A 23,602-nucleotide genomic window follows, 5' to 3' on the forward strand; every position below is an offset into this window, starting at 1 on the left:
CTGGAGCCGCATCTATGCCGGGTGGCGGCGTACGCCTTACCCGGCCTACAAACCCAAATCACCGCGGGTCCTGGGGCTGCTGAAACTGCCGGTGCTGGCGGCCTCAACATCGCTGAGACGTTCCCGGAAGGCCGGGGCAGCCCGCATGGATGCGGGCTGAGGGCCGTGTTTTGCATGGACGCTGCCTCGGCCCGACCCGAAGCCTGCAGGGATAAGTCGAAGGCACCACGCAGTGGCGATGTTGCTGGCCGGAGCCCGGGGGTACAGGGGGCGGCGGCGACTGGCCGCCCCCTGTGCGCTCCCTGCGCCGTAAGAGACATAACGCAGAAGACTAACCGGGAGCGCAATGTGCGCTGAAATCGCAGATCACATACAAGCCCTGCCCCTCTCCCGGAGGGAGAAGGAACCGTCCGGCTGTCGTCTCCGCCACTATCCCACTCCCCTACTTCGCCAGGCTGGCAAAGCGAGCAAAGACCGCATCAAAAATCGCCAGCCCTTGCGCCACCTGCTCAGCAGTAATGGTGCACGGCGGCACCACGTGAATGCGGTTCTCCACCACAAAGGCCAACAGCCCAGCCTCGGTTAAGGCCCCTTTGATCGCGGCCATGTCGGCGGCGGTCAGCGGCGTTTTTTGTTCACGGCTGCTCACCAGTTCCAGCGCCTGGAACAGGCCGCGACCACGCACCTCGCCGATAATGGCGTACTTCTCCGCCAGCGCCTCGAGGCCGGGACGCAGCACCTCGTTGCCGATATAGGCCGCGTTCTCAACCACCTTCTCCTCTTTCATCGCGTCGATGGTGGCGACAATCGCCGCCATCGCCAGCGGATGGCCGGAGTAGGTCAGCCCCCCGGCAAAAAAGTGGTCGTCAAAATAGCGGGCAATCGGTTCGCTAATCAGTACCCCGCCCGCCGGCACGTAGCCCGCGTTAACCCCTTTGGCAAAGGTCACCAGATCCGGCACCACGCCATCTTGTTCGAAGGCGAACCAGCTGCCGGTACGGCCAAAGCCGGCCATCACCTCATCGAGGATCAGCATAATGCCAAACTCGTCGGCCAGGGCACGCACACCCTGCATATAGCCTGCCGGCGGCACGAGGATCCCGGCGGTGCCGGGGATGGACTCCAGCAGGATCGCCGCGATGGCCGTCGGCCCCTCGCATTCAATGATCCGCCGCAGATGCGCCAGCGCGCGCTGGCACTCCTCTTCCTCAGTCGCGGCATTGAACTCGCTGCGGTAAAGGTAGGGGTTGAAGAAGTGAACATGGCCGCGGGAGAACTCATTCGGCACCCGGCGCCAGTCGCCGGTAGCGGCGATCGCGCTGCCGGTGTTGCCATGGTAGGAACGATAGGCCGACAGCACCTTGTCGCGCCCGGTATAGAGCCGCGCCATGCGAATCGCGTTCTCATTGGCATCCGCCCCGGCGTTGGTGAAGAACACCTTGCTGAAGCCCGCCGGCGCCAGGTCGACAATGCGCTTCGCCGCTTCGCCGCGGGCAAGGTTGGCAGTGGCGGGCGCGATGGTGACCAGGGTCTCCAGCTGCGCCTTCATGGCCGCCAGTACCCGGGGGTGCTGATAGCCAATGTTGACGTTCACCAGCTGGCTGCTGAAATCGAGCCAGGTATTCCCCTCGTAATCCCATAGCTCGCAGCCTTGCGCCCCGGCAATCACCAGCGGATGGAGATTGCCCTGCATCGACCATGAATGAAACACATAAGCGCGATCCAGCTGCCGAACTTCATCATTGCTTACCGCGACCTCGTTCTGTAGTGCCAGCTTCATACCCTGCCCTCTCTCATGTCGTTGTGGTTGGCTTCATCATTGGCCGCGGCAGCGCAAAACGGATAGAGCCAGTGCGTGAAAAACGATGTGACACGGTGTCACATCCGCGTCCGCCGTCTGGCCCTGTGCCTTGCCGTCCGGCGTTTTTATAGTGGAGGGACAACCGCACAGGAGAATGACATGGCAACGAGCAACGTAGTGTTTATCACCGGGGCGACCTCGGGTTTTGGCGAAGCGGCAGCGCAGGTGTTTGCCGACGCGGGCTGGTCGCTGGTGCTGACCGGGCGCCGCTATCCGCGACTGAAGGCCTTGCAGGACAGACTCGCCGCCCAGGTGCCGGTGCATATTATTGAGCTTGACGTTCGTGACAGCGAGGCGGTGGCTGCCGCCGTGGCGTCGCTCCCCGCCCCCTTCGCCGATGTCACCACCCTGATCAACAACGCCGGGCTGGCGCTGTCGCCACTGCCGGCGCAGGAGGTGGCGCTGGAGGACTGGAAAACGATGATCGACACCAACGTCACCGGTCTGGTGACGATGACCCACGCCCTGCTGCCGACGCTGATACGCCATGGCGCCGGGGCGAGTATTATCAATATCGGCTCGATTGCCGGACAGTGGCCCTATCCCGGCAGCCATGTGTATGGCGCCAGCAAGGCGTTTGTGAAGCAGTTCAGCTATAACCTGCGCTGCGATCTGCTTGGCACCGGCGTGCGGGTCACCGATCTGGCGCCGGGGATTGCCGAGACCGAATTTACCCTGGTGCGTACCAAAGGCGACCAGGCGGCATCGGATAAGCTCTATCGCGGCACCACGCCGCTGAGCGCGCGCGATATCGCCGAGCAGATGTTTTATATCGCCACGTTGCCGGCGCATATGAACATTAACCGGGTGGAGGTGATGCCGGTGCGCCAGGCGTGGCAGCCGTTCGCCATCGATCGGGATTAAGCGAAACCCGACGCATCCCTTGCCGGCGCTGCCGGCAGGGGATGCAAGCCGGACTAACGGCTGCTTTGCAGAAACTGCCTGACGCGTTCGGAGTCAGGCTGAGTGAAGAACTTCTCCGGCGGCGCCTTCTCAATCAGCAGTCCCTTCTCCAGAAACACCACCTCGTTGGACACCTGGCGGGCAAAATCCATCTCGTGCGTCACCACTACCATGGTGTAACCCTCGGCGGCGAGGGCTTTCATTACCCCCAACACCTCATTAACCAGCTCCGGATCCAGCGCCGACGTCGGTTCATCGAAGAGAATAACTTCGGGCGACATCGCCAGTGAACGAGCGATCGCCACCCGCTGCTTCTGCCCGCCGGAGAGAGTGATCGGGTAAACATCGGCTTTGTGCGCCATGCCCACTTTCTCCAGCTGCTGCATGGCAATGGCCTTCGCCTCGTCTCGTTTCATGCCCTTAACGTGCAGCAGCGCCTCGCTGACGTTTTGCTGAACGGTCAGATGCGGCCACAGGTTAAAACTCTGAAAGACCATCCCCACCCGCTCGCGGATTTTGGCCAGCTGGCGGTGCGACATCGCCCGGCCGCGCTGCTCATCAATCCCCAGTCGCTGACCGCTGATATGAATTTCGCCGCGGTCCGGCTGTTCCAGCCAGTTCATACAGCGCAGCAGGGTGGATTTTCCCGACCCGGACGAGCCGAGAATACTCACCACGGTCCCCTTCTCCACCGTCAGATTAATATCCCGCAGGACTTCCACATTATCGAACTGTTTGGAAACGTTTTTAACGCTTACGGCAATAGACTCAGGCATGGCTCATTCCTCTTTTGGCTCCCCAGGCGGTCAGGCGCTTAATCAGCAACTCCAGCAGAATGCTGATCGCCCAGTAAAGCCCAATGGCGACGATAAAGGCGTTAAACGGAATAAAATAGGTCGCCTGGACGCTGTTGGCGGCGGCGGTGATCTCCTGAACGGTAATAATGCTCAGGAAAGCGGTGTCCTTCAGGCAAATAATCAGCTGATTGCCGATCAGCGGTAAGGCGGAAGAGACGATATTCGGTAAAATAATCCGCCGGAAAATGGCATAGCGCGAAAAGCCCTGAGCAATCGCCGCTTCAATATATCCGCCGGAAAATACCCGTCGCTGGCTGCGCAATATTTCAAAGAAATAGGCACCATGATAAATAATCAGGGCCAGTAAACCGGCGGTCCACGGCTCCATACTAATACCGAGCTGCGGCAGCCCGTAATACAGAAGATAAGCGAGGATCAAAAAAGGGATCGCGCGCATCAGGCTGACGAAAGCAATAATAATCCGGTTAATCACTTTCTTTTGATATTCGCTAAAATAACACAGCGCAATACCGATAATCAGCGCCGCCAGGGCGGCGGTAATAAACAGTTCGAGGGTCGCGAATAACCCGGCAATAAAGCTATCGCGAACCGACCAGATAACGCCCCACTGATTCATAATGCCTCCCGTTCCTAGCGCGCCAGACGCCTGGCTTTACGTTCCGCGATACCCTGCAGCTTCAACAAACAGCCGATGATCACCACATACAGCAGGCCGGCGGCGAGGATCGGCGACAGCGGCTCGTAGGTGACCGAGGAGATACGGTTGGTGACCCGGGTGAGATCCACCACGCCAATCACGGCGATGGCCGGGCTACCTTTGATCAAAAAGGACATCTCATTGACCAGCGCCGGCAGGCTCTCGATCCACATCTGCGGCAGCATGATGTAGCGGAAGTAGGTCCAGCGGCGCATTCCCACCGACTCCGCCGCCTCCCGCTGTTCGCGCGGAAAGGTGCGGAAGGCGTTGCGCCAGATCTCAGCGTTAAACGCCGAGGTGTTAAGCGTCAGCGCCACAATCGCGGCCACGTTCTTGTCGAGGTTAATACCCATCGTGGGCAGCGAAAGAAACAGAAACAGCACCAGCGTCACCAGCGGCGTCGCGCGGGCCAGACTGATATAGACCACCAGCAGCTGGTCGATCACCGGCAGGCGCAGCATCCGCACCAGGGCAATCAGCAGGCCCGCCACCACCCCGAAGGCGATAGCGATGGCCGAAATCCAGAGGGTCGTCCATGCGCCTTCGATTAATAACTGCCAGGAAATTGCATCCATGAGGCCCTCCTTCTCAGCAACAGGCGGCGGTCGCCCGCCGCGGAATATTACAGTCCGGCGAGTTTGTGAAACTGTTCCGGGCTGGTGATCGCCTCGGTCGGCAGGTTGTCATAGGTTTCGCCAAACCATTTTTTCTGCAACTCGGCGAGCTTGCCGGTCTCCTTCATGTGGTTCATAAACTTGGTCATATAGGCCAGCAGCTGCGGCGAATTTTTCGGGATCGGCCACGCCATATACCCCGGTCCGGAGACGGCCAGCCCTTTGGCGAAGACCTTCGGTTTGGCTTTCGCCAGGTCGTTTACCGAGATCACCACGTTAATCACGTAATCCAGTCGCTTATTCGCCAGGTCGGCGTAGGCTTCCGGATAGGAGGGATACTCCACCACCGGTCCCAGCTTGCCGCCGGTCTTCTCCAGCATCGCCTTCAGCTCCGGCAAACGCGCCAGCAGCGCGCTCCCGGCCTGTAACCCCACTTTTTTGCCGCTGAGATCGGCAATGGTATTTAACGAGGTATCGCCAGCGCGTTTGACGAAATAGTGCTGTGCGGAGGCCCACGGTGGGGTGAAATCAAAGACCTTCAGCCGCTCATCGGTAATAACCGCCCCGGTTAAGGCCATATCGTATTGCCCGGTGGAGACAGCCGCTAATAATCCGGTCCACGGTAATATGCTCTGGTCGACATGGAATTTGGCGTACTTACGTAATTCCTCAAGCATATCTTTGTTAAAGCCATCGGCCTGGCCATTATTCATAAAGTTAAACGGCGCATAATCATCTTCCGTCGCCACTTTCAGGGTGCCGGATTTTTCTATTTCCGGAAGATCCGCCGCGACGGCGTGATAAGAAAAAGCGACCGTTAATACAGCGCTCAGACACATTGATGCCAATGATTTTTTCATTATTTCACCCCTGATGGATTGGCCAGACGGGTTCATTCCAGAACGCGAAAAGGTTTCTGCAAAATAGTGGCCGGGGACGTTCCGGTCCACGGCGGCTGAATACGTTTTTAATGTGGGAGCGTTTTTCAATTCCGTATAGAGCCAGATGGGCCGCATCGCTGTGTCAGATGGTGGCAGGGTGGTATGGAATTTGCTGAGTGTAACGGGTGGTCGCAATGCGTTATTGCCAGAGGAGCCCCGTATGATCCGTCACCTGTTACACGTTGATTTCCAGCCTGGCCGCGGTTTGCAGGAACAGGTACGAGAGACGCTGGTGAATGCCATTCTCAGCGGGATCTTCGCCGCCGACACCCCGCTGCCCTCCTGTCGCCAGCTGGCCAGCCAGCTTCGCGTCTCGCGCAACACCACCGCGCTGGTGTTTGAAAGTCTGGTCAACGAGGGCTACCTGATTAGCCGCCCACGAAGCGGTTACTACCTGCATCCCGACTATCATGAAGCTTCGCCTGCCGCCGTCGAGAGTGCACCGCAGCGCGAAGCCGCTGCACCACGCTGGGGCGACCGGCTGCAGATGACCCCCAGCCAGCAGGAGTCGATCCTCAAACCGGCGGGCTGGATGCACTACCGCTACCCGTTTATCTACGGCCAGCCCGATACCCGCCAGTTCCCGCTGGCCACCTGGCGCTCGGCGGCGAACTGGCTGCACGGCGGGGTGCGCGACCCGGCGTGGGTCATCGACCATATTGACCAGGATGTGCCGATGCTGATCGAGCAGATCCGTACCCGGGTGCTGCCCAAGCGCGGCATTGTCGCCGCGCCGGACGAAATTCTCATCACCCTTGGCTCGCAAAATGCGCTCTACCTGCTGACCCGACTGCTGCTCTCTTCCACCACCCGCATTGGCGTCGAAAACCCCTGCTTTCGCGAAGCCATCAACACCTTTCTGCTCGCCGACGCCGAGGTGGTGCCGCACCCGGTGGATGAAGAGGGGATCGTGCTTAATGAGCGTCCCTGCGATTACTACTATGTCACTCCAGGCCATCAGGTGCCCACCGGGGTGACCATGAGCAGTGCGCGGCGTCGCCAGCTGCTGGAGCATGCCGCCCGCCATGACGCGGTCATTATTGAAGATGATTATGACTCGGAGAGTAACTTTACCCTCAACCCGCTGCCGGCGCTGAAGGCCAGCGATCGCAGCGGCCGGGTGGTGTATGTCAGCAGCCTGTCAAAAGCGCTGTCGCCGGGGCTGCGGCTGGGGTTTATGGTCGCCGACCCGGACCTGATCGACGAGGCGCGCGCCCTGCGCCGGCTGGTCTATCGCCATCCGCCGACCAACATTCAATACCAGATGGCCCACTTCCTTGCCCAGGGCCATTATGAAACCCATCTGCGGCGCTACCACTACGACTCCGCCCAGCGCTGGGAACGCCTGCATGCCGCCCTGCAGCGCTATCTGCCGTCGTGTCGTGCCCTGGCGGGGAGCGAACATGCTAACGCCTTCTGGCTGCAGACCCCGGCGCAGATCAACACCCAGCAGCTCACCTGGCGCGCCGCTCACGCTGGCGTGCTGATTGAGCCCGGGGCGCGCCATTTTCTCAGCGCCGCGCCGCCGGATAACTATTTTCGCATGGGATTCCACGCCATTAACCCTGACGCCATCGCCCAGGGGGTGGAGGTCCTGCGCGGCCAGCTGGAGCAGATGGGTTAGCGGTATTGTTCATACTCAACGGCGTCGCGCACGCTGAGCAGCGCCGGGCGCAGGCTGTCGAGAGGAACTGAACCGAGCGCAATGCGCAGCGCCTGTGGGATCGTGGCGGAGACGCAGAACGGCTCGGCGGTCGACACCGAAATACGGCGTTCCATCAGCGCATTCGCCAGTCGATCGGCCCGGCTCTCTTCACCCAGAGGCAGCCAGACAAAGTACGAATCGGGATGACTGACGACGGGAAGCCCACAAAGCACCTCGCGGGCCACCTGCTGCCGCTGTCGCGCATCCTGTCGTTTCTGCATTTCAAAGCGGGCCACCGTGCCATCTTCAATCCAGGCGCAGATCAGCGAACTTATCAGCGTCGGCGTATTCCACGTCGTGGCCCGGATGGCGCGCTCAATCTCCGGCCGGTAGCGCGGCGGAGAGATCACCACGCCCACGCGCAGTCCGGTGGCGATATTTTTTGAAAAACCGGTGACATACACCGTTCTTTCCGGCGCATAGCTGATCACCGGCGGCGGCGGACGGCTCACCAGCCGGGCGTAGGCGGCATCTTCAATAATCAGCAGATCGTGCTGGCGCGCGAGATCGGCCAGCGCCTGCCGCTGCCCGGTGTTGAGCACCCAGCCCAGCGGATTGTGCAGCGTTGGCATGGTATACACCGCCCGCACCCGCCGCTGCTGGCACAGCGTATGAAGCGCCTGCAGGTCCGGCCCCTCCGGTCGACAGGGGATCGCCGCCAGCTCCAGATGATACAGCGCCGCCAGAACCTTGAAGCCCGAATAGGTCAGCGCATCCACCGCCACCACATCGCCCGGACGTAACAGCCCCATGACGGTCACTGCCAGCCCGTGCTGTGCGCCGTTGACGATCAGGACATTTTCCGCATCCGGCGTAAAGTGCTGGCAGGTTAAATGGCGGGCGATAATTTCCCGCTCGGCGAGCCGCCCGGCATGAGGCTGATAGCGCAGATGCGAGTCAATATCGCCCGCCATCGCCAGCTGCCTGAGCGCCTCGCGCAGCGCATCGCCCTGCTCCGGCAGCGAAGGGTAGTTGAAATTGAGATCCACGACATCGGCAGCCACCACCTGCTGATCGACCCCATGCCCCGGCGGCAGCGAGAGGTCGCGCACGAAGGTGCCGCGGCCGGTTTCGCCGCTGACCAACCCCATCTCTTCCAGTTCACGGTAGACGCGCGTGGCGGTGGCCAGCGAGATGCGCTCCCCGGCGGCAAGGATACGGTGCGTCGGCAGACGGGTGCCTGCGGGCAGTTGCCCGCTGCGGATCGCCTGGGCATATCGGTCGACAACGGCTTTATATCGGGCTTTCATCGTGAAATGTATCTATGACAATAATTTGATTGTATTAGATTGGGCACATTACCATCGCCACAGACGATGCTCAAGCGGGCACAGCACATCTGATAACGCGAGGTTAACGTGGTAGATTCAACAATGGATAAATCGGTGCCCGGTCCCTGGTCCGGATGGCTTCATGGTTTACTGGGGGTGATTATTTTTAGCGGTTCGCTGCCCGCGACGCGGCTGGCGGTGCAGGATATGGATCCGTTCTTATTGACCTTTCTGCGCGCCTCCATCGCCGGGCTGCTTGCCGTCGCGCTGCTGGTCGGCTTTCGCCAGAAACGCCCGCGCCTGGCGCAGCTTGTACCCTTGATCATCGTCTCATCAGGGGTGGTGATCGGCTTTCCCCTGCTCACGGCGCTGGCCCTGCAGCACATCACCTCGGCGCATTCGATTGTGTTCATTGGCCTGCTGCCGCTGATGACCGCCCTCTTCGGCGTACTGCGCGGCGGCGAACGCCCGCGGCGGGCTTTCTGGATCTTTTCGCTGCTGGGCAGCCTGCTGGTGGTGGGATTCGCCCTGACGCAAAGTGCGGCGGCCTCACTCAGCGGCGATCTGCTGATGCTGGCGGCGGTTATCGCCTGCGGCCTCGGCTATGCGGAAGGGGCAAAGCTGACGCGGGAGCTCGGCGGCTGGCAGGTGATCTGCTGGGCGCTGGTGATAGCCCTGCCGTTGATGCTCCCCGCCTCGCTGCTGGTTCAGCCCACGTCCTGGCATGCCATCTCGGCCTCCTCCTGGGCGGCGCTCGGCTATGTGTCGCTGTTCAGCATGCTGATCGGTTTCATCTTCTGGTACAAAGGGCTGGCCGCGGGCGGGATCGCCGCCGTCGGCCAGCTCCAGCTATTGCAGCCGTTCTTCGGGCTTGGCCTGTCGGCGGCGCTGTTGCACGAAACCGTCAGCCCCTTGATGCTGGCGGTTACGCTGGGCGTGGTGCTGTGCGTGGTGGGCTCGCGCAAATTTGGCCGTCAGCGGGTTGTCGCAGGGAGCGGGAGCCGTGATTGACCGCCCCGTCATCCGCCGACCCGGGCCGCGGAGGCGTAACCGCCTTACCCGGGCGACAGCGTGATCAACGGCTGGAGGACGCGTCGCCGGGGAGGACGACCGTCTACACCGGCCGCGCGTACTGAAGCATCACCTGCAGCAGCACGTTGGCGCCGGCGGCGACGTGCTCCGGCGAGGCATACTCAATTTCGTTATGGCTGATCCCGTCCTTGCAGGGAATAAAAATCATCCCGGTGGGCGCCAGGTAGCTCATATACACTGCGTCATGCCCGGCGCCGGAGACGATCGGCCGCGCCGGATAGCCCAGCCGCTGCGCGGCATCGGCAATGGCCTGCTGGCATTCGGCATCGAACGGCGCCGCCGGATAGTGGCTTACCTGCTTCAGGGCCACCTGCAGACCGCTCTCCCGCTCAACCTCCGCGATAAACGCCCGCAGCTGGCGATCCATCTCGTCCACCAGCGCATCGCTGAGATTGCGCATATCAATGGAGAAGGTGACCTCCCCTGGCACCACGTTGCGGCTGTTGGGCCACACCTGCACGCTGCCGACGGTGCCGCGTCCCTCTTCGCTGCGCCCGGCAATGGCCACCACTTCCTGCATAATGCGCGTCGCCACCTGCAGGGCATCCTGACGCAGGCGCATCGGCGTAGGCCCGGCGTGCGAGGCCTGGCCGGTGACCACGCAGTCGTACCAGCGGATCCCCAGCACGCCCTGCACGATACCGATGGTTTTCGCTTCATCTTCGAGAATCGGCCCCTGCTCGATGTGCGCTTCAAAATAGGCGCCGATGGGATGCTCCCCTGGGGTCTGCTCGCCAATATAGCCGATCTGCGCCAGCGCCTCGCCGACGCTGACGCCCTCTTTATCCGTGACGGCCCAGGTCTCTTCCAGCGGGAAGACGCCGGCAAAGACCCCGGAGCCCATCATCACCGGCACAAAGCGCGACCCCTCTTCGTTGGTCCAGAACACCACCTCAATCGGCGCGTCGGTGTCAATCTGCAGATCGTTGAGCGTGCGCACCACCTCCAGCGCCGCCAGCACGCCGTAGTTGCCGTCAAATTTGCCGCCGGTGGGCTGGGTGTCAATATGGCTGCCGGAGACGATGGGCGGCAGGCTGGGGTTGCGGCCTTCCCGGCGCATAAACACATTGCCGATTTTATCGATGGTGACGCTCATCCCGGCCTCCCGCGCCCAGCCTATGACCTTGTCCCGCCCCTGGCGGTCGAGGTCGGTGAGAGTCAGACGGCGGCAGCCGCCCTTCGGCGTGGCGCCGATCTGCGCGAGATCCATTAACGACGCCCACAGGCGGTCGCCATTGATGCGCCAGCCGGTGGTGTCGGTCGCGGGGGTAAAAAGTACATCACTGCTCATGGTGGTCTCCTGACATCAAGGTCGCCGCCAGCGTAACCGGCGGTGGGAATGCGCTATCAACGCCTGGTCTTCATCCTGTATGGTTTTTTGCCGCTACTCAGACGGCAAGAGCCTGGGCGTTAGCGTCAATCGCCAGCTCGCGCCAGCGGTGGCAACTCACCGCGTGGCGCTCCGCGACGGATTCCGTCGGCGGCAGACTCTGCTCACAGACCGGGCGACGGTGCGGGCAGCGCTCGGCAAAAGCGCAGCCGGGCGGCAAGCGCGCCAGATCCGGCGGCGCGCCGGGAATGCAGTGCAGGGCATCACCTTTCTTAAGCCCCTCTTTCGGCCGACTGCCCAGCAGCACCTGGGTATACGGATGGCGCGGGTGGCGCAGGATCTCGCTCATCGACGCCTCCTCGACGATCCGCCCGGCGTACATCACCGCCACCCGGTCGGCGATCTCCACCGCGGCGCCGATATCGTGGGTCACAAACACGATCGACAGCCCACGCTGCTTTTGCTGCTCGCGCAGCAGGATCAGGATCTGGATTTGCACCGTGGCGTCGAGGGCGGTGGTCGGCTCATCCGCCAGCAGCAGCTGCGGGTTACAGGAGAGCGCAAGGGCGATCATCGCCCGCTGGCGCATCCCGCCGGACATCTCGTGCGGGTAAGCATCCAGCCGCCGCTCGGGGCTGGGAATGCGCACCTGGCGCAGGGCCTCCAGCGCCCTATCCCGGGCCGCCTGGCGCGACAGCCCTTCGTGGCGGCGCAGCCCTTCAATAATCTGTTGTCCGACGGTGTAGACCGGATCGAAGGCCAGCAGCGGCTCCTGAAAAATCATCGCGCAACGTCCGCCGCGGTAGCGCCGCAGCTGACTGGCGCTCATCGTCAGCACCTCGTCGTCCCCCACCTGCAGGGTGCCGGAGAGCTCACTGCTCCCCGGCGGGTGCAGGCGCATCAGCGCTCGCAGGGTCACGCTCTTGCCGGAACCCGACTCGCCAATCAGCGCCATCACCTCCCCCTTTTGTACGTCAAAGGAGACCCCGTTGACCGCGTTGATGGTCTGTCCGTCGCGGCGAAAGACGACCCGCAGGTCGCGCACATGGACAAAGGCGTTATCCGACATGGCTGACCTCCTTAAGGGGGATGCTTTGATGCCAGGGCGAGGCCGGCTGCGCCATCAGGCAGGCGCTCTGGTGCCCCTCCCCGACCGCCTCCAGCCGCGGTTTTACCTCGGCGCAGACCGCCTTCGCATGCGGGCAGCGGGTGTGAAAGCGGCAGCCGCTCGGCGGCGCGATGGGGCTGGGGGGATCGCCGCTCAGCGGTGAGGTCAGGGTGCGGTTTTCCGGGTCCATGGAGGGCATCGAGCTTAACAGCGCCCGGGTATAGGGGTGGGCGGAGGCGGTAAACAGCTGCTCCGCCGGGCCAATCTCCACCACTTCGCCAAGGTACATGACGAGGATCCGATCCGACAGCCAGCGAACCACGTGCAGATCGTGGCTGATGAACACGTAGGTCAGCTCGAGGGTCCGTTTCAGCTCCTGCAGCAGTTGCAGCACCTGGGCTTCGACCGATTTATCCAGCGCCGACACCGCCTCATCGAGGATCACCAGTCGCGGCTTCATCGCCAGCGCGCGGGCGATATTCACCCGCTGCCGCTGGCCGCCGGAGAGCGCATGCGGGTAGCGGTCGGCAAAGCGCGCCGGTTCAAGGCCAACGTGCGCCAGCAGATAGCGGGCATATTCGCTGGCCTCCCTGGCGCTGACGCCATGTACGCGCTGGCCGAAGGCGATGCTCTCCTCCATGGTCATGCGCGGATTGAGCGAAGCATAGCTATCCTGGAAGACCATCTGCACCTGACGACGGTAGGCTTTCAGCGGCAGACGTGACGAGCCGACCCCCTGTCCGTCGAAGATCAGTTCGCCGCTGTCCTGGGTGAGCAACTGCATCAGCAGCCGGGCGGTGGTCGATTTGCCGCAACCCGACTCGCCGACCACCCCCAGGGTTTCGCCTTTCATCACCGTGAAGCTGATATCGTCCACCGCCTGGACCACCTCCCGGCCTTTGCCGCCGCGAAAGTACTTCAGCAGGTGATTAACCTTCAGCAGCGGCTGCGCCGGCCCGCCAAGGTCGATATTGATAAAGGGTTGCATCGCTTACTCCTTAATCGCCATTGCCGCACGCAGGCGGTCCGCGAGGATATTGAACGAAATGGAGGTGATAAAAATCATCAGGCCCGGCAGGGCGGCCACCCACGGCTGGGTATAGATTGCCGTGCGCAGCGTATTGAGCATCAGCCCCCACTCGGGCTCCGGCGGCCGCACGCCGAGGCCGAGAAACGACAGGCCGGAGGCGAGGATCATGCACACCGAAATCAGCCCGGTGGAGAAAACGAAGATCGGCCCGAGCACGTTGCCCAACACCTGGACGCGGATAATGGTGAACGCGCTGGCGCCAGTGGCCCGGGCGGCGTCGATATAGTCCATATGCCGCACCTGGGCGGTCACGCTCTCGGCAATCCGCGCCACCTGCGGGACAAACACGAGGGTCAGCGACAGCAACGCATTGCCGATGCCCGCCCCCAGCGCTCCCGACAGCGCAATCGCCAGCAGGACGGAGGGAAAGGCATAGAACACATCCACGGTGCGCATAATCACGGTATTGGTTTTTCCGCCCGTGTAGCCGGCGATAATCCCGATGGCCCCGCCGATAAAAAAGGCGAACACCACCGGGACAATTCCCATAAACAGCGACAGTCGGGTGCCAAGGATCAGCCGCGACAGCATGTCGCGTCCCAGCTCATCCGAGCCCAACGGGAAGCCGTCGCTGCCGATGGGTTTCAGGCGCAGGAACATCGACGTTTGATAGGGATCTTTGACGATAAGCCACGGACCGAACAGCGCCAGGGCCAGCAGCAGGAGGATCAGCACGCCCACCACCACGCCGCCGGGGTCGCGCAGTAGGCGGCGCAATACCCCACGCCAGTAACCTTGCCGGGAAGCGTGGGCCGCTGCGGCCGGAACCGCTTTCGTCGTTGCCGTATCCACCATGGTCAGCTCCTCTTAATACGCGGGTCGAGGGTGGTCTGCAGAATATCCACCAGCAGGTTGAGCAGCACGAAAAACAGCGCCAGCACCCAGATGGTGCCCTGCAGCAGGGGCAGGTCGCGCTGAAAAATGGCGGTGTTGAGCAGCAGTCCGGTTCCCGGCCAGGAGAAAACGGTCTCCACAAGGATCGAGCCGCCCATCAGATAGCCCACCTGCAGCCCCATCACCGCCAGCGCGGTGGGCGCGGCATTTTTCATGACGTGGACAAAGATGCGCGACTCATTGAGCCCGCGGGCGCGCAGGCCAACGATAAACTCCTGGCTGAGGATATCAGCCACCTGCGAGCGCACGGTGCGGGCGATAATCCCGGTGGGGATCACCGACAAGGTGATGGCCGGTAGCAGCATGAACTGCAGGTGCGCCCAGTCCCAGTGCCAGCCCACCTCGCCTATCGGCCCGCCGCCGGTGGCCGGCAGCAGCGCGAACTTAACGCTGCAGAGGATCACCAGCAGCATCCCCAGCCAGTAGTGCGGCACGCTGACGCCAAATACCGACAACACCGAGGCCAGACGGTCAATGACGCTGTTGCGAAAATAGCCGGCGACAAAGCCGAACAGGCTGCCGAGGACGAAGCCGATCGCCGTCGCCAGCAGCGCCAGGCGCAGGGAGTACGCCACCGCGGTCATCACTTCGTCTATCACCGGGCGGCCGGTGGCGACCGACATACCAAGGTCGCCATGCAGCGCCCGCCACAGCCAGTGGATAAACTGCAGGGGCAGCGGCTTATCAAAGCCGTAAGCCTGCATTAACGTCTGACGCAGCGCCTCCGAGGCGTCCGGCGGCATCACCGACACCAGCGGGTCGCCCGGAGCGATCTGCACCAGCATGAAACAGATCACCGCCACCCCAAACATGGTGGGGATAGCCAGCAGAATGCGGTATAGCAGCGTATTGATCATCGGTCGCCCCTTTCACGATTACTCTTTTTTGCTCACCAGGCTGAGGTCGATAAACCAGCTCTGCGGTTGCACCACCCCGGTCACCGCAGGGGAAATCGCGCGCGGCCCGACGTCGTGGGCGACAAACAGGAACGGCACCTGATCCACCAGCGCGGCGTGCAGCTCACCGGCTGCTTGGTTCATCTCCGCCGGGGTAAAGGCGTGTTTGACGGCGGCAGCCAGCTTCTCCGTCTCCGGAGTGGAGAAGTAACCCCAGTTGGTCGCCACCGGCGGAAACGCTTTGGCGGTCGAGAAGCGGATCAGGCCAAAGTAAGGATCGTTAACCGCGGCGCTGACGTTGATCGCATCGATCCCTTTCGCCGACGGGTCCCGGGCGCCCAGGCGCCAGTTGGTAAACAGGGTGTTCCATTCCACCACTTTGATATCCACATTGAAGAAGCAGCTCTTCAGGCTCTGCTGGATATACTCGTTCATCGGCAAGGGCTGCATCTGCCCGGAGCCGGAGGCCGAGGTGGCCACCGTGACGTGCAGCGGCTTGCTGGCGCTGTATCCGGCCTCGGTCATTAGCTGGCGGGCGGTGTCCGGGTCATATTTGATCTGGAAGGTGGGTTTGCCATGCCACGGGCTGTCAGCCTCGTAGACCCCGGTGGCCTCGGTCATGTAGCCGCCGAGGTAGCTCTTCAGCTCGGCGCGGTTCAGACACAGGTTGGCCGCTTTGCGCACGCGGATGTCCTGCCACGGCGATCCTTTTTCAAAGGAGAACTGCCAGGGCCACAGGTGCGGCTGGGTGTTGGCGTAGAGGTGAAAACCCTGAGATTTGATCTGATCGATGGCGTCCGGCGCCGGGGCTTCAATCCAGTCCACCTGCTTCGACAGCAGCGCCGCAGTGCGGGCGTTGGCCTCCGGCAAGGGGATCAACACCACTTTATCCACCCGGGGAATGCGATCTTTGTTCCAGTAGTCGGGGTTTTTATCGAGGATCAGCTGCTGACGCGGCACCAGTTTCTCCAGTTTGAACGGGCCGCTGCCCACCGCGTGGGCGGCGAAGGCGGTCCACGCCTGTTTGCTGCGCGCGGCGCTATCTCCCGCGCTGGCCGGCACCGCATCATATTGCTTCTGCCACGCCGTCGGCGAGACGATAAACAGGTTGGTGATGTTGTACGGCAGCAGCGCGTCTGGTTCCGAGGTGGTCAGCGCCACAGTGTGATCGTCAATTTTCTCTGCGCCGGTGAGGGTCGGCATACGGGACAGGGTGTTGCCGATCTGGCCCGGCGCGTACTGCGGCGCCGCTTTATTCAGCACCTTATCCACGTTCCAGACAATGGCGTCGGCGTTCACCTCCGTCCCATCATGGAACCTGACGCCCGGACGCAGGGTGAAAATCCAGCGGCTGGTGTTCTGCGGATCGATGTGCCACTCGGTCGCCAGCCCCGGCACCAGACCGCTGGGCTTTTCACCTTGCGACAGATCCCACTCCACCAGCGCGTCGTACAGCGGGATGCCGGTAAAGCGGTTGCCCTCATAGCCTTGATCCGGCTGGCCAAGGGTTAACGGAATATCCGCGGCGGTCATGGCAATCCGCAGCGTGGAGGCGTTGGCAGGTAAGGCGGCGCCCGCCAGGGCCAGTGCGCCGCTCACCGCCACGGCGAGACGACCGGCACGCGAAAATAACGTCTTTTTGTGCATCACATGATCCCTGTTAAATAAAGTGTCACGGATTAACAGGCAAAATGCGTACCAGCTCTTACGCGGACGAAAATAGGCCAAAACCGACCGGTAAAATAAGAAGGACTTATATTATCACCATGATAATTATGGGAAAATAATTGCGCCTTATTCCGCCGCACCGCCAGCGGGAAATATGTTGCAGAATTGCACCAGCCGCTATAAGACAAATTTCAAATAATCACCCTGCGTCACTTTTTATTCATCCCCGTCCTCCGCCGCCGCGTATTATCCGTCGGGATCAATCCCTTCTATACTTCAGGGAACACATCGACCGGGAGAGACTATGCCTTTAGCCGATTTTCACCGCTCCGATCCTTTTACCCTCGGTATCGAACTGGAGCTGCAGGTGGTGAACCCGCCGGGTTACGACCTTAGCCAGGATGCCTCGACGCTGATTGCCGACGTCCAACATCAGTTGACCGTGGGAGAAGCCAAACACGACATCACCGAGAGCATGCTGGAGATCGCCACCGGGGTGTGCCGCGACATCAGCCATGCCCAAACCCAGCTCAGCGCCATCCAGCAGGCGGTTCAGCGCGCGGCGCTGCGCCATCATCTGCAGATCTGCGGCGGCGGTTCGCACCCCTTTCATGCCTGGCAGCGCCAGCAAATCAGCGACAATCCGCGCTATGTCAAAACCGTCGAGCATTTTGGCTATCTGGCGCAGCAGGCCACGGTCTTTGGCCAGCATGTGCACGTCGGCTGCCAGAGCGGCGACGACGCCCTCTATCTGCTGCACGGCCTGTCGCGCTTTGTACCGCACTTCATCGCCCTTAACGCCGCCTCGCCGTGGTTTGACAGTACCGACAGCCGCTTCGCCTGTTCACGCCTGAACCGCTTCTCCTCCTATCCCGACAACGGTCCGATGCCGTGGGTGGCAGACTGGCAGGGGTTTCGTCGCCTGTTCCGCCAGCTGAGCTACACCAGCATGATCGACAGCATGAAGGATCTGCACTGGGATATTCGCCCCAGCCCGCAGTTTGGTACCGTCGAGGTCAGGGTGATGGACACCCCCCTGACCCTCGCCCAGGCGATCCATATCGCCGGCTTTATTCAGACCCTGGCCTGCTGGTTGTTGACGGAGCGCCCTTTTAAGCACCAGCCTGATGATTATCTGCTGTACCCCTTTAACCGCTATCAGGCGTGCCGCTATGGGCTGGACGGGACCCTCACCGACGTGCGCAGCGGAGAGCAGCGCAGCATCCGTCAGGAGATCCTGCAGCTCGCCGACTGGCTGGCCCCCTTCGCCCATCAGCTGAAGGCGACGGCGGCGCTGGAAGCGGTGGTCCGCCAGGCGAAATCGCCGCACAGCGAAGCGCAGCAGATGCGCGACTTTATCGCCAACGGCGGTTCGCTTTCCGGCCTGGTGCAAAAACACTGTGAGATTTGGGCGGCATAAGGCAGCGAGGCGGGTATACTCGGCGCAGACCATAGAAAGGACTGCCCATGTTATTACGTTGCCTGCTCCCCCTGGCGCTGCTGCCTCTGGCCGCCGTCGCCAGCGCCGCCTGTACCCTCACCGACCCGACGCTGACCCTGCAGAGCTATCGGGTGGATGCGCAGAACGAGCGCATTGCGATGTACTGGCAGGATCGGCACGGCAAAGCCTGGGGTTCCCTGCGTTCGCTGCTGGCGGGTATCGATGGCGATGGCCGGGTGCAGATGGCGATGAACGGCGGCATTTACGATAAAGCCTACGCGCCGCTGGGGCTGTATATCGAAGACGGCAAACGGCTGACGCCGGTAAACCGTTCCGCCGGCGGCGGGAACTTCTTTATCCGCCCCGGCGGCGTGTTCCTGGTGGCGAACGGCCGGGCGAAAATCGTGCCGCTGCCGGCGTACAAACCCTCTCCCGCCATCCGTTATGCGGTGCAGTCCGGCCCGATGCTGATTGAAAATGGCGTCATCAACTGGCGGCTGAAGCCCTCCGCCAGTTCGCGCAAGCTGCGTAACGGGGTGGGTATCGATAAGCAGGGCCAGGTGGTGTTTATGCTCAGCGAGCGCGAGACCAACTTCTATGATTTTGCCTGCTATGCGCAGTCAAAGCTCGGGGTACGGCAGATGCTCTATCTCGACGGCACGCTGTCGAAGATGTACCGCAAAGGCGCCAGCGTGCCGTGGCAATATCATCCGTTCGTGACCATGATAACGGTGGAGAGGAAATAGCGGGCGCGTTTGGGGGCGGCCATTCCAGCCAGGAGAGTGAATAAATTAACGACAGGCCGGGCAAGGGATTGCCGCCGTGCCCGATGTCCTTGCCCGGTGGCGCTGCGCTTACCGGGCCTACAGAGTCTGCTCGCTATGGTATGGCCCCTGAAAACTACGGGCTTGCAGCGGGGCCGATTCCCGCTGAAATCGGCGAACCGGAGGTCGGCAGACAAGGGCTGGCCGCCACGGAGGGCGGCCAGAGGCGATTCGAGCAACGTGAACGGAAAATTCCCCCTCACCCTAACCCTCTCCCACAGGGAGAGGGGACCGTCCTGCAGTCGTTGTGGCGCCGCGCTTACCCCCGCCGATGCGCCCACTCACGCATACGCTGAAACAGCACATACAGCGATGGGATAAACAGGATGCCGATCATCGTCGCCACCAGCATACCGCTGAATACCGTGGTGCCGATGATCCGCCGGCTCTGCGCCCCGGCGCCGGTGGCGAGCATCATCGGCATGATGCCGATAATAAACGACACTGCGGTCATCATCACCGCGCGGAAACGGCGGGTGGCCCCCTCGCGCGCGGCATCGACAATCGACAGCCCCTCCTCGCGCCGGCTGCGGGCGAATTCAACAATCAGAATCGCGTTCTTCGCCGCCAGGGCAATCAGCAGCACCAGCCCTATCTGAACATACACATCGTTGGCATAGCCCGCGGTCCATAGCCAGAGCAGTGCTCCGCCGATAGCGAACAGCACCGAAAGCATGACGCTCGCCGGCAGCGTCCAGCTCTCATACTGCGCCACCAGGAACAACCACGCCATCGCTACCGCCGCCAGCACGATCCACACCGCCTGATTGCCGGTCTGCTGCTCCTGCCAGGAGATCCCGCTCCAGGCGTAGTCATATCCCGGCGGCAGATGGGCCCGCAAAATCTGCTCCATGGCCGCCATCGCCGTGCGGCTGCTGACCCCCTCGGCCGCTGAACCGCTCACCGACACGGACGGGAACTGATTGTACTGCTGAATAAACGGCGCCCCCACCGTCGGCGTAATGGTGACCAGATTGCTCAGCCTCACCCGCTCGCCGTCGCGGCTGCGGACATACAGCTCGCTAATCTGCTCTGCCCGCTCGCGCCACTGCATCTCATTTTGCATCACCACATGATAGACACGATTGTTAAGACTGAAATCGCCGGCGCGCGTGCCGCCGAACGCCGTCTGCAGGCTGCTGAAAATCTGCGCCACCGGCACATCCAGCAGCGCCGCCCGGTCGCGGTCGACCGTCAGGGTCAGCTGCGGCACGTTGCTGCTCCAGGTGGTAAACACCCGGCTCAGCTGAGGATGCTGGTTCGCCAGCTGGAGGATCTCCCGCGTCACCTGCTCCAGCTCCGCCGACGACTGACCGGCCTGCGCCAGGATGCGCAGATCAAACCCCGAGGCATTCCCCAGGCCCGGCAGGGTCGGCGGCGCGAAGGTCATGATCGTCGCCTCCGGCAGCGACAGCAGCTGGCGCTGGATGTCCGCCATCACCGCATCCAGCGGCGGCCGCTGATGCCAGTCTTTGAGCATTACCGAGATAAACCCGCCATTAGAGGCGCTGGTGCCGTTGAGAATGTTGAAGCCGGACACCTGAATCACATCCTCCACCGCCGGGTTAGCCATCAGCAGCTTGCGCGCCTGGGCCATCACCGCCTCGGTACGCTCCAGCGATGCCGCCTCCGGCAGCTGCACGCTGGCAAACAGGTACCCCTGATCTTCCTGCGGCAGGAAGCCTTTCGGCATCGAGGTGAAGCTGAATGCCACCAGCGCGCCTGCCGCCACCGTCGCCGCCAGCGCCAGCCAGGGGCGGCGATTCATCCAGCCCACCAGCCGGCCATAGCCGTCGCGTGTGCCGTCGAGAAGACGGTTAAACGCCCGCCACACCGCCGCTGGCCGGGCGGGACGCGGACGCAGCAGCAGTGCGCAGAGGGCCGGCGTCAGGGTTAGCGCCACCAGGCTCGACAGGGCCACCGCGGTGGAGAGCGTCACGGCAAACTGCCGGTACAGCTCGCCGACGATCCCCGGGAGCAGCGCCACCGGCACAAATACCGCCAGCAGCACCAGGGTCGTGGCGATCACCGGCCCGGCGATCTGCTGCAGCGCCTGGGCGGTGGCCTGCAGGCGATCCAGCCCTTCCGCCATTTTGGTTTCGACATTCTCTACCACCACAATGGCGTCATCCACCACCATCGTCAGGGCGAGAATGATCGCGAACAGGCTGAGGGTGTTGGCGCTGTAGCCCAGCAGATAGAGCACCGCAAAGGTGCCGACCAGTGACACCGGGATCGCCAGCACTACGATCAGCGTCGCCCGCCAGCTCTGCAGAAACAGCGACACCACCACGACCACCGCCAGCAGGGTCAGCGCCAGCGAGACGCCGATCTCTTTGATCGTCGCCGCCACAAAGCGGGTGGTATCGAACTTCACCTCCCAGGTGAGATCCGCCGGAAAGCGAGTGTGCAGGCGGTTAAGCTCCGCACGCACTGCGCTGGCGACCTGCAGGGCATTGGCGGTGGGCGTCGGATAGATCCCCAGATAGGCCGACGCTTTACCGTTCAGCTGCGCGCCGGAGCTGTAGCTGCGGGCGCCCAGCTCAATGGTCGCCACGTCAGCGAGGCGAACCAGCTGCCCCTGCGCGCCGCGGCGGAGGATAATCTCGCCAAAGCTGGCCGCCTCGTTCAGACGCCCCAGCCCGTTGATGGTCAGCGTCTGCTGCTGGCCGTTGAATACCGGCGGGGTGCCCACCTGCCCCGCCGCGCCCTGCACATTCTGCTCGCGCAGCGCCTGGGCAACGTCATCCGTGGTGATGTTGAGCGCGTTCATGCGGTCCGGGCGCAGCCAGATGCGCATACTGTAATCCCGGGCGCCAAACATCTGCACCTCGCCGACGCCGGGCAGGCGGGCCAGCGCCTCGCGCACCTGGGTGCTGGCGTAGTTACTGACAAACAGCGGCGACAGCGTGCCCAGCGGCGAGTAGAGGCTCACCCCCATCAGCAGGTTGCTGGCGCGCTTGCGGACCTGGACGCCATTCTGCTGCACCTCCGCCGGGAGTTGCGCCAGCGCCTGCGCCACCCGGTTTTGCACGTCGATCGCCGCCAGGTCGGCATCGGTGCCCGCCGCGAAGGTAATGCTCAGGCGGTACGTTCCCTCATCCGAGCTGGTGGACTCCATATACAGCATATGATCGACGCCGTTGAGCTGGGTCTCCAGCGGGGCGGCGATGGCTTCCGCCACATCTGACGCGCTGGCGCCCGGCCAGCTGGCGCTGACGTTCACCACCGGCGGGGTGATCGCCGGGTACTGCTCCACCGGGATCAGCTTCAGCGACACCGCGCCGACAAAGGTCAGCAGCAGCGCGATCACCATGGCAAATCGCGGACGACGGATAAAAAAGGTCAGCATCCCTTCTCCTTACTTAGTTCAGCACCTGTACCGCGGCGCCTTCGCGTAAACGCTGCGCGCCGTCGGTGATCACCTGCTCGCCCGCCTGCAGCCCTTTCTCAACCGCAAACTGCTGCCCCTGCTGCCCCGCGAGGGTCAGACGACGCTGCCCGGCGGTGTGGTCCGGCTTCAGCACCCAGCTGAAAAAGCCCTGCGGATCCTGCTGCACGGCGGCGGCCGGGATCATCACCCGTGACTGCAGCTCCTGCGGACGGAACAGGATCGTTACGCTGCCGCCCGGCAGCAGACGGTGCTGCGGATTGGCGAACTCCGCCCGCACCGCCACGCTGCCGGTGCGGGCGTCAATCCGGTTATCGATGGAGGTCAACACCCCATCGCGCCGTTTGCCATCAACCTCAATCTGCGCCAGCCACGCCTGCTTCAGGGCGTGGATGTCGGCGTGCTGGCCGGTTTTGCTGAAAAACGCGGCTTCGTCGAGGGCGAACGACACCCGCACCGGATCCAGCTGCACAATGTCCACCAGCACGCCGCTGGAAGGGTTAATCAGCGTCCCGACGTGAAAGGCGCTGTGGCCCACGCGACCGGTCACCGGCGCCGCAATCCGGGTGTAGCTGAGCACAATCTGCTGGGCCTCGACGCGGGCTTTCGCCTGCTGCACGGCGGCGGCGGCGACGTCGCGCTGCATCCGGGCCGTGTCGACGTCGTTGCGACTGATGGAGTGGTTGTTAATGAGCCGCTCGTAGCGAGTGAGCAGTTGCTGCGCCTGACGTAATGAGGCTTCGGCGCTTTTCAGCTCGGCCTGCGCCAGGGCCAGGGCCGCACGGGGCTGCGCGTCGTCGAGGGTAAACAGCAGGTCGCCCTCGGTAACATACTGGCCATCCTGGAAGTGGCGCTGAACTATCACCCCTTCGGTGCGCGCGCGAATGTCGACGGCGCGGATCGCCTCGACCCGCCCGGGGATAGCGCGTTCTTCAGCATGAGGCGCCAGTTCAACCGTGGCGACGCGGACCGGCACCGCCGGCGCGGCGGTCGCCGTCATGGCGCCGCCGGCCAGACCGCAGGCCAGCAGAGCAAAGCGGAAGGTTTTAATCATAGGG

General features: G+C 62.7%; 19 protein-coding genes. 5 read left to right on the forward strand and 14 right to left on the reverse strand.

Annotated features, from left to right (window positions below; translation table 11 throughout):
• Positions 1 to 442: 442 nt before the first annotated feature.
• Positions 443 to 1,780 (reverse strand): aspartate aminotransferase family protein, encoded by a 1,338-nt coding sequence (locus CWM57_RS26490; protein ID WP_100631584.1) that lies wholly within the window; start codon positions 1,778 to 1,780, stop codon positions 443 to 445.
• A 180-nt stretch (positions 1,781 to 1,960) separates the two neighbouring features.
• On the opposite strand from CWM57_RS26490, the gene CWM57_RS26495 reads away from it, so the two are divergent.
• Positions 1,961 to 2,725: an SDR family NAD(P)-dependent oxidoreductase gene (locus CWM57_RS26495; protein ID WP_012968743.1), complete on the forward strand. Its 765-nt coding sequence runs from the start codon at positions 1,961 to 1,963 to the stop codon at positions 2,723 to 2,725.
• 53 nt (positions 2,726 to 2,778) lie between these two features.
• Here CWM57_RS26495 and CWM57_RS26500 read toward each other — a convergent pair whose 3' ends face one another.
• The 4 genes from CWM57_RS26500 to CWM57_RS26515 are packed head-to-tail and all read right to left on the reverse strand — an operon-like array spanning position 2,779 to position 5,753.
• On the reverse strand, positions 2,779 to 3,540 hold the full coding sequence (locus CWM57_RS26500; RefSeq protein ID WP_061155415.1) for an amino acid ABC transporter ATP-binding protein: 762 nt from the start codon (positions 3,538 to 3,540) through the stop codon (positions 2,779 to 2,781).
• Positions 3,533 to 4,198: an amino acid ABC transporter permease gene (locus CWM57_RS26505; protein ID WP_049155897.1), complete on the reverse strand. Its 666-nt coding sequence runs from the start codon at positions 4,196 to 4,198 to the stop codon at positions 3,533 to 3,535. The genes CWM57_RS26500 and CWM57_RS26505 overlap by 8 nt, the downstream gene beginning before the upstream one ends.
• Before the next feature lie 14 nt (positions 4,199 to 4,212).
• Positions 4,213 to 4,854, reverse strand: coding sequence for an amino acid ABC transporter permease (locus tag CWM57_RS26510; RefSeq protein ID WP_004142522.1), 642 nt, complete (start codon positions 4,852 to 4,854; stop codon positions 4,213 to 4,215).
• A gap of 47 nt (positions 4,855 to 4,901) precedes the next feature.
• Positions 4,902 to 5,753: a transporter substrate-binding domain-containing protein gene (locus tag CWM57_RS26515; RefSeq protein WP_002893184.1), complete on the reverse strand. Its 852-nt coding sequence runs from the start codon at positions 5,751 to 5,753 to the stop codon at positions 4,902 to 4,904.
• A 241-nt stretch (positions 5,754 to 5,994) separates the two neighbouring features.
• Here CWM57_RS26515 and CWM57_RS26520 point away from each other — a divergent pair, with 241 nt between their 5' ends.
• Positions 5,995 to 7,458, forward strand: coding sequence for a PLP-dependent aminotransferase family protein (locus tag CWM57_RS26520; RefSeq protein ID WP_004176948.1), 1,464 nt, complete (start codon positions 5,995 to 5,997; stop codon positions 7,456 to 7,458).
• Here the strand turns inward: CWM57_RS26520 and CWM57_RS26525 are convergent.
• Positions 7,455 to 8,789, reverse strand: coding sequence for a PLP-dependent aminotransferase family protein (locus tag CWM57_RS26525; protein ID WP_100631585.1), 1,335 nt, complete (start codon positions 8,787 to 8,789; stop codon positions 7,455 to 7,457). The two genes, CWM57_RS26520 and CWM57_RS26525, sit on opposite strands and share 4 nt — an antisense overlap.
• Positions 8,790 to 8,912: 123 nt before the next feature.
• Here CWM57_RS26525 and CWM57_RS26530 point away from each other — a divergent pair, with 123 nt between their 5' ends.
• Complete coding sequence (locus CWM57_RS26530; RefSeq protein WP_100631586.1) at positions 8,913 to 9,821, forward strand: DMT family transporter; 909 nt, start codon at positions 8,913 to 8,915, stop codon at positions 9,819 to 9,821.
• A 103-nt stretch (positions 9,822 to 9,924) separates the two neighbouring features.
• On the opposite strand, the gene CWM57_RS26535 is transcribed toward CWM57_RS26530, so the two are convergent.
• From CWM57_RS26535 to CWM57_RS26560, 6 genes are all read right to left on the reverse strand, one after another.
• Positions 9,925 to 11,193 carry a Zn-dependent hydrolase gene (locus tag CWM57_RS26535; RefSeq protein WP_100631587.1) on the reverse strand — a complete coding sequence of 423 codons (1,269 nt, stop codon included), beginning with the start codon at positions 11,191 to 11,193 and terminating at the stop codon, positions 9,925 to 9,927.
• 97 nt (positions 11,194 to 11,290) lie between these two features.
• On the reverse strand, positions 11,291 to 12,301 hold the full coding sequence (locus CWM57_RS26540; protein ID WP_008805548.1) for an ABC transporter ATP-binding protein: 1,011 nt from the start codon (positions 12,299 to 12,301) through the stop codon (positions 11,291 to 11,293).
• Positions 12,291 to 13,328, reverse strand: a complete 1,038-nt coding sequence (locus tag CWM57_RS26545; protein WP_008805547.1) for an ABC transporter ATP-binding protein — start codon at positions 13,326 to 13,328, stop codon at positions 12,291 to 12,293. Before CWM57_RS26545 ends, CWM57_RS26540 begins: the two co-directional genes overlap by 11 nt.
• Before the next feature lie 3 nt (positions 13,329 to 13,331).
• The gene (locus tag CWM57_RS26550; protein WP_074386628.1) at positions 13,332 to 14,225 is read right to left on the reverse strand and encodes an ABC transporter permease; all 894 of its coding nucleotides are present in this window, start codon (positions 14,223 to 14,225) and stop codon (positions 13,332 to 13,334) included.
• A gap of 2 nt (positions 14,226 to 14,227) precedes the next feature.
• Positions 14,228 to 15,181 carry an ABC transporter permease gene (locus CWM57_RS26555; protein WP_074386629.1) on the reverse strand — a complete coding sequence of 318 codons (954 nt, stop codon included), beginning with the start codon at positions 15,179 to 15,181 and terminating at the stop codon, positions 14,228 to 14,230.
• An 18-nt stretch (positions 15,182 to 15,199) separates the two neighbouring features.
• Positions 15,200 to 16,867, reverse strand: a complete 1,668-nt coding sequence (locus CWM57_RS26560) for an ABC transporter substrate-binding protein (protein WP_023297185.1) — start codon at positions 16,865 to 16,867, stop codon at positions 15,200 to 15,202.
• A gap of 325 nt (positions 16,868 to 17,192) precedes the next feature.
• On the opposite strand from CWM57_RS26560, the gene CWM57_RS26565 reads away from it, so the two are divergent.
• A complete protein-coding gene (locus tag CWM57_RS26565) occupies positions 17,193 to 18,308 on the forward strand; it encodes a YbdK family carboxylate-amine ligase (RefSeq protein ID WP_100631589.1) in 1,116 nt (371 codons plus the stop codon).
• Positions 18,309 to 18,355: 47 nt separating this feature from the next.
• The gene (locus CWM57_RS26570; protein WP_100631590.1) at positions 18,356 to 19,075 is read left to right on the forward strand and encodes a phosphodiester glycosidase family protein; all 720 of its coding nucleotides are present in this window, start codon (positions 18,356 to 18,358) and stop codon (positions 19,073 to 19,075) included.
• A 337-nt stretch (positions 19,076 to 19,412) separates the two neighbouring features.
• Here the strand turns inward: CWM57_RS26570 and CWM57_RS26575 are convergent, their stop codons facing one another.
• A complete protein-coding gene (locus CWM57_RS26575; protein WP_100631591.1) occupies positions 19,413 to 22,505 on the reverse strand; it encodes an efflux RND transporter permease subunit in 3,093 nt (1,030 codons plus the stop codon).
• Positions 22,506 to 22,518: 13 nt separating this feature from the next.
• Positions 22,519 to 23,598 (reverse strand): efflux RND transporter periplasmic adaptor subunit, encoded by a 1,080-nt coding sequence (locus CWM57_RS26580; protein ID WP_100675937.1) that lies wholly within the window; start codon positions 23,596 to 23,598, stop codon positions 22,519 to 22,521.
• Between the last annotated feature and the right edge of the window lie 4 nt (positions 23,599 to 23,602).

Origin of the sequence: Klebsiella sp. G-Nf4 (assembly GCF_002810615.1) — a bacterium.
GTDB lineage: Bacteria > Pseudomonadota > Gammaproteobacteria > Enterobacterales > Enterobacteriaceae > Klebsiella > Klebsiella variicola.

What these genes read in the sequence shown, in the direction of transcription:
- CWM57_RS26490 (WP_100631584.1), bottom strand. Translation starts at nt 1,780, where the DNA reads ATGAAGCTGGCACTACAGAACGAGGTCGCGGTAAGCAATGATGAAGTT.
- CWM57_RS26495 (WP_012968743.1), top strand. Translation starts at nt 1,961, where the DNA reads ATGGCAACGAGCAACGTAGTGTTTATCACCGGGGCGACCTCGGGTTTT.
- CWM57_RS26500 (WP_061155415.1), bottom strand. Translation starts at nt 3,540, where the DNA reads ATGCCTGAGTCTATTGCCGTAAGCGTTAAAAACGTTTCCAAACAGTTC.
- CWM57_RS26505 (WP_049155897.1), bottom strand. Translation starts at nt 4,198, where the DNA reads ATGAATCAGTGGGGCGTTATCTGGTCGGTTCGCGATAGCTTTATTGCC.
- CWM57_RS26510 (WP_004142522.1), bottom strand. Translation starts at nt 4,854, where the DNA reads ATGGATGCAATTTCCTGGCAGTTATTAATCGAAGGCGCATGGACGACC.
- CWM57_RS26515 (WP_002893184.1), bottom strand. Translation starts at nt 5,753, where the DNA reads ATGAAAAAATCATTGGCATCAATGTGTCTGAGCGCTGTATTAACGGTC.
- CWM57_RS26520 (WP_004176948.1), top strand. Translation starts at nt 5,995, where the DNA reads ATGATCCGTCACCTGTTACACGTTGATTTCCAGCCTGGCCGCGGTTTG.
- CWM57_RS26525 (WP_100631585.1), bottom strand. Translation starts at nt 8,789, where the DNA reads ATGAAAGCCCGATATAAAGCCGTTGTCGACCGATATGCCCAGGCGATC.
- CWM57_RS26530 (WP_100631586.1), top strand. Translation starts at nt 8,913, where the DNA reads ATGGATAAATCGGTGCCCGGTCCCTGGTCCGGATGGCTTCATGGTTTA.
- CWM57_RS26535 (WP_100631587.1), bottom strand. Translation starts at nt 11,193, where the DNA reads ATGAGCAGTGATGTACTTTTTACCCCCGCGACCGACACCACCGGCTGG.
- CWM57_RS26540 (WP_008805548.1), bottom strand. Translation starts at nt 12,301, where the DNA reads ATGTCGGATAACGCCTTTGTCCATGTGCGCGACCTGCGGGTCGTCTTT.
- CWM57_RS26545 (WP_008805547.1), bottom strand. Translation starts at nt 13,328, where the DNA reads ATGCAACCCTTTATCAATATCGACCTTGGCGGGCCGGCGCAGCCGCTG.
- CWM57_RS26550 (WP_074386628.1), bottom strand. Translation starts at nt 14,225, where the DNA reads ATGGTGGATACGGCAACGACGAAAGCGGTTCCGGCCGCAGCGGCCCAC.
- CWM57_RS26555 (WP_074386629.1), bottom strand. Translation starts at nt 15,181, where the DNA reads ATGATCAATACGCTGCTATACCGCATTCTGCTGGCTATCCCCACCATG.
- CWM57_RS26560 (WP_023297185.1), bottom strand. Translation starts at nt 16,867, where the DNA reads ATGCACAAAAAGACGTTATTTTCGCGTGCCGGTCGTCTCGCCGTGGCG.
- CWM57_RS26565 (WP_100631589.1), top strand. Translation starts at nt 17,193, where the DNA reads ATGCCTTTAGCCGATTTTCACCGCTCCGATCCTTTTACCCTCGGTATC.
- CWM57_RS26570 (WP_100631590.1), top strand. Translation starts at nt 18,356, where the DNA reads ATGTTATTACGTTGCCTGCTCCCCCTGGCGCTGCTGCCTCTGGCCGCC.
- CWM57_RS26575 (WP_100631591.1), bottom strand. Translation starts at nt 22,505, where the DNA reads ATGCTGACCTTTTTTATCCGTCGTCCGCGATTTGCCATGGTGATCGCG.
- CWM57_RS26580 (WP_100675937.1), bottom strand. Translation starts at nt 23,598, where the DNA reads ATGATTAAAACCTTCCGCTTTGCTCTGCTGGCCTGCGGTCTGGCCGGC.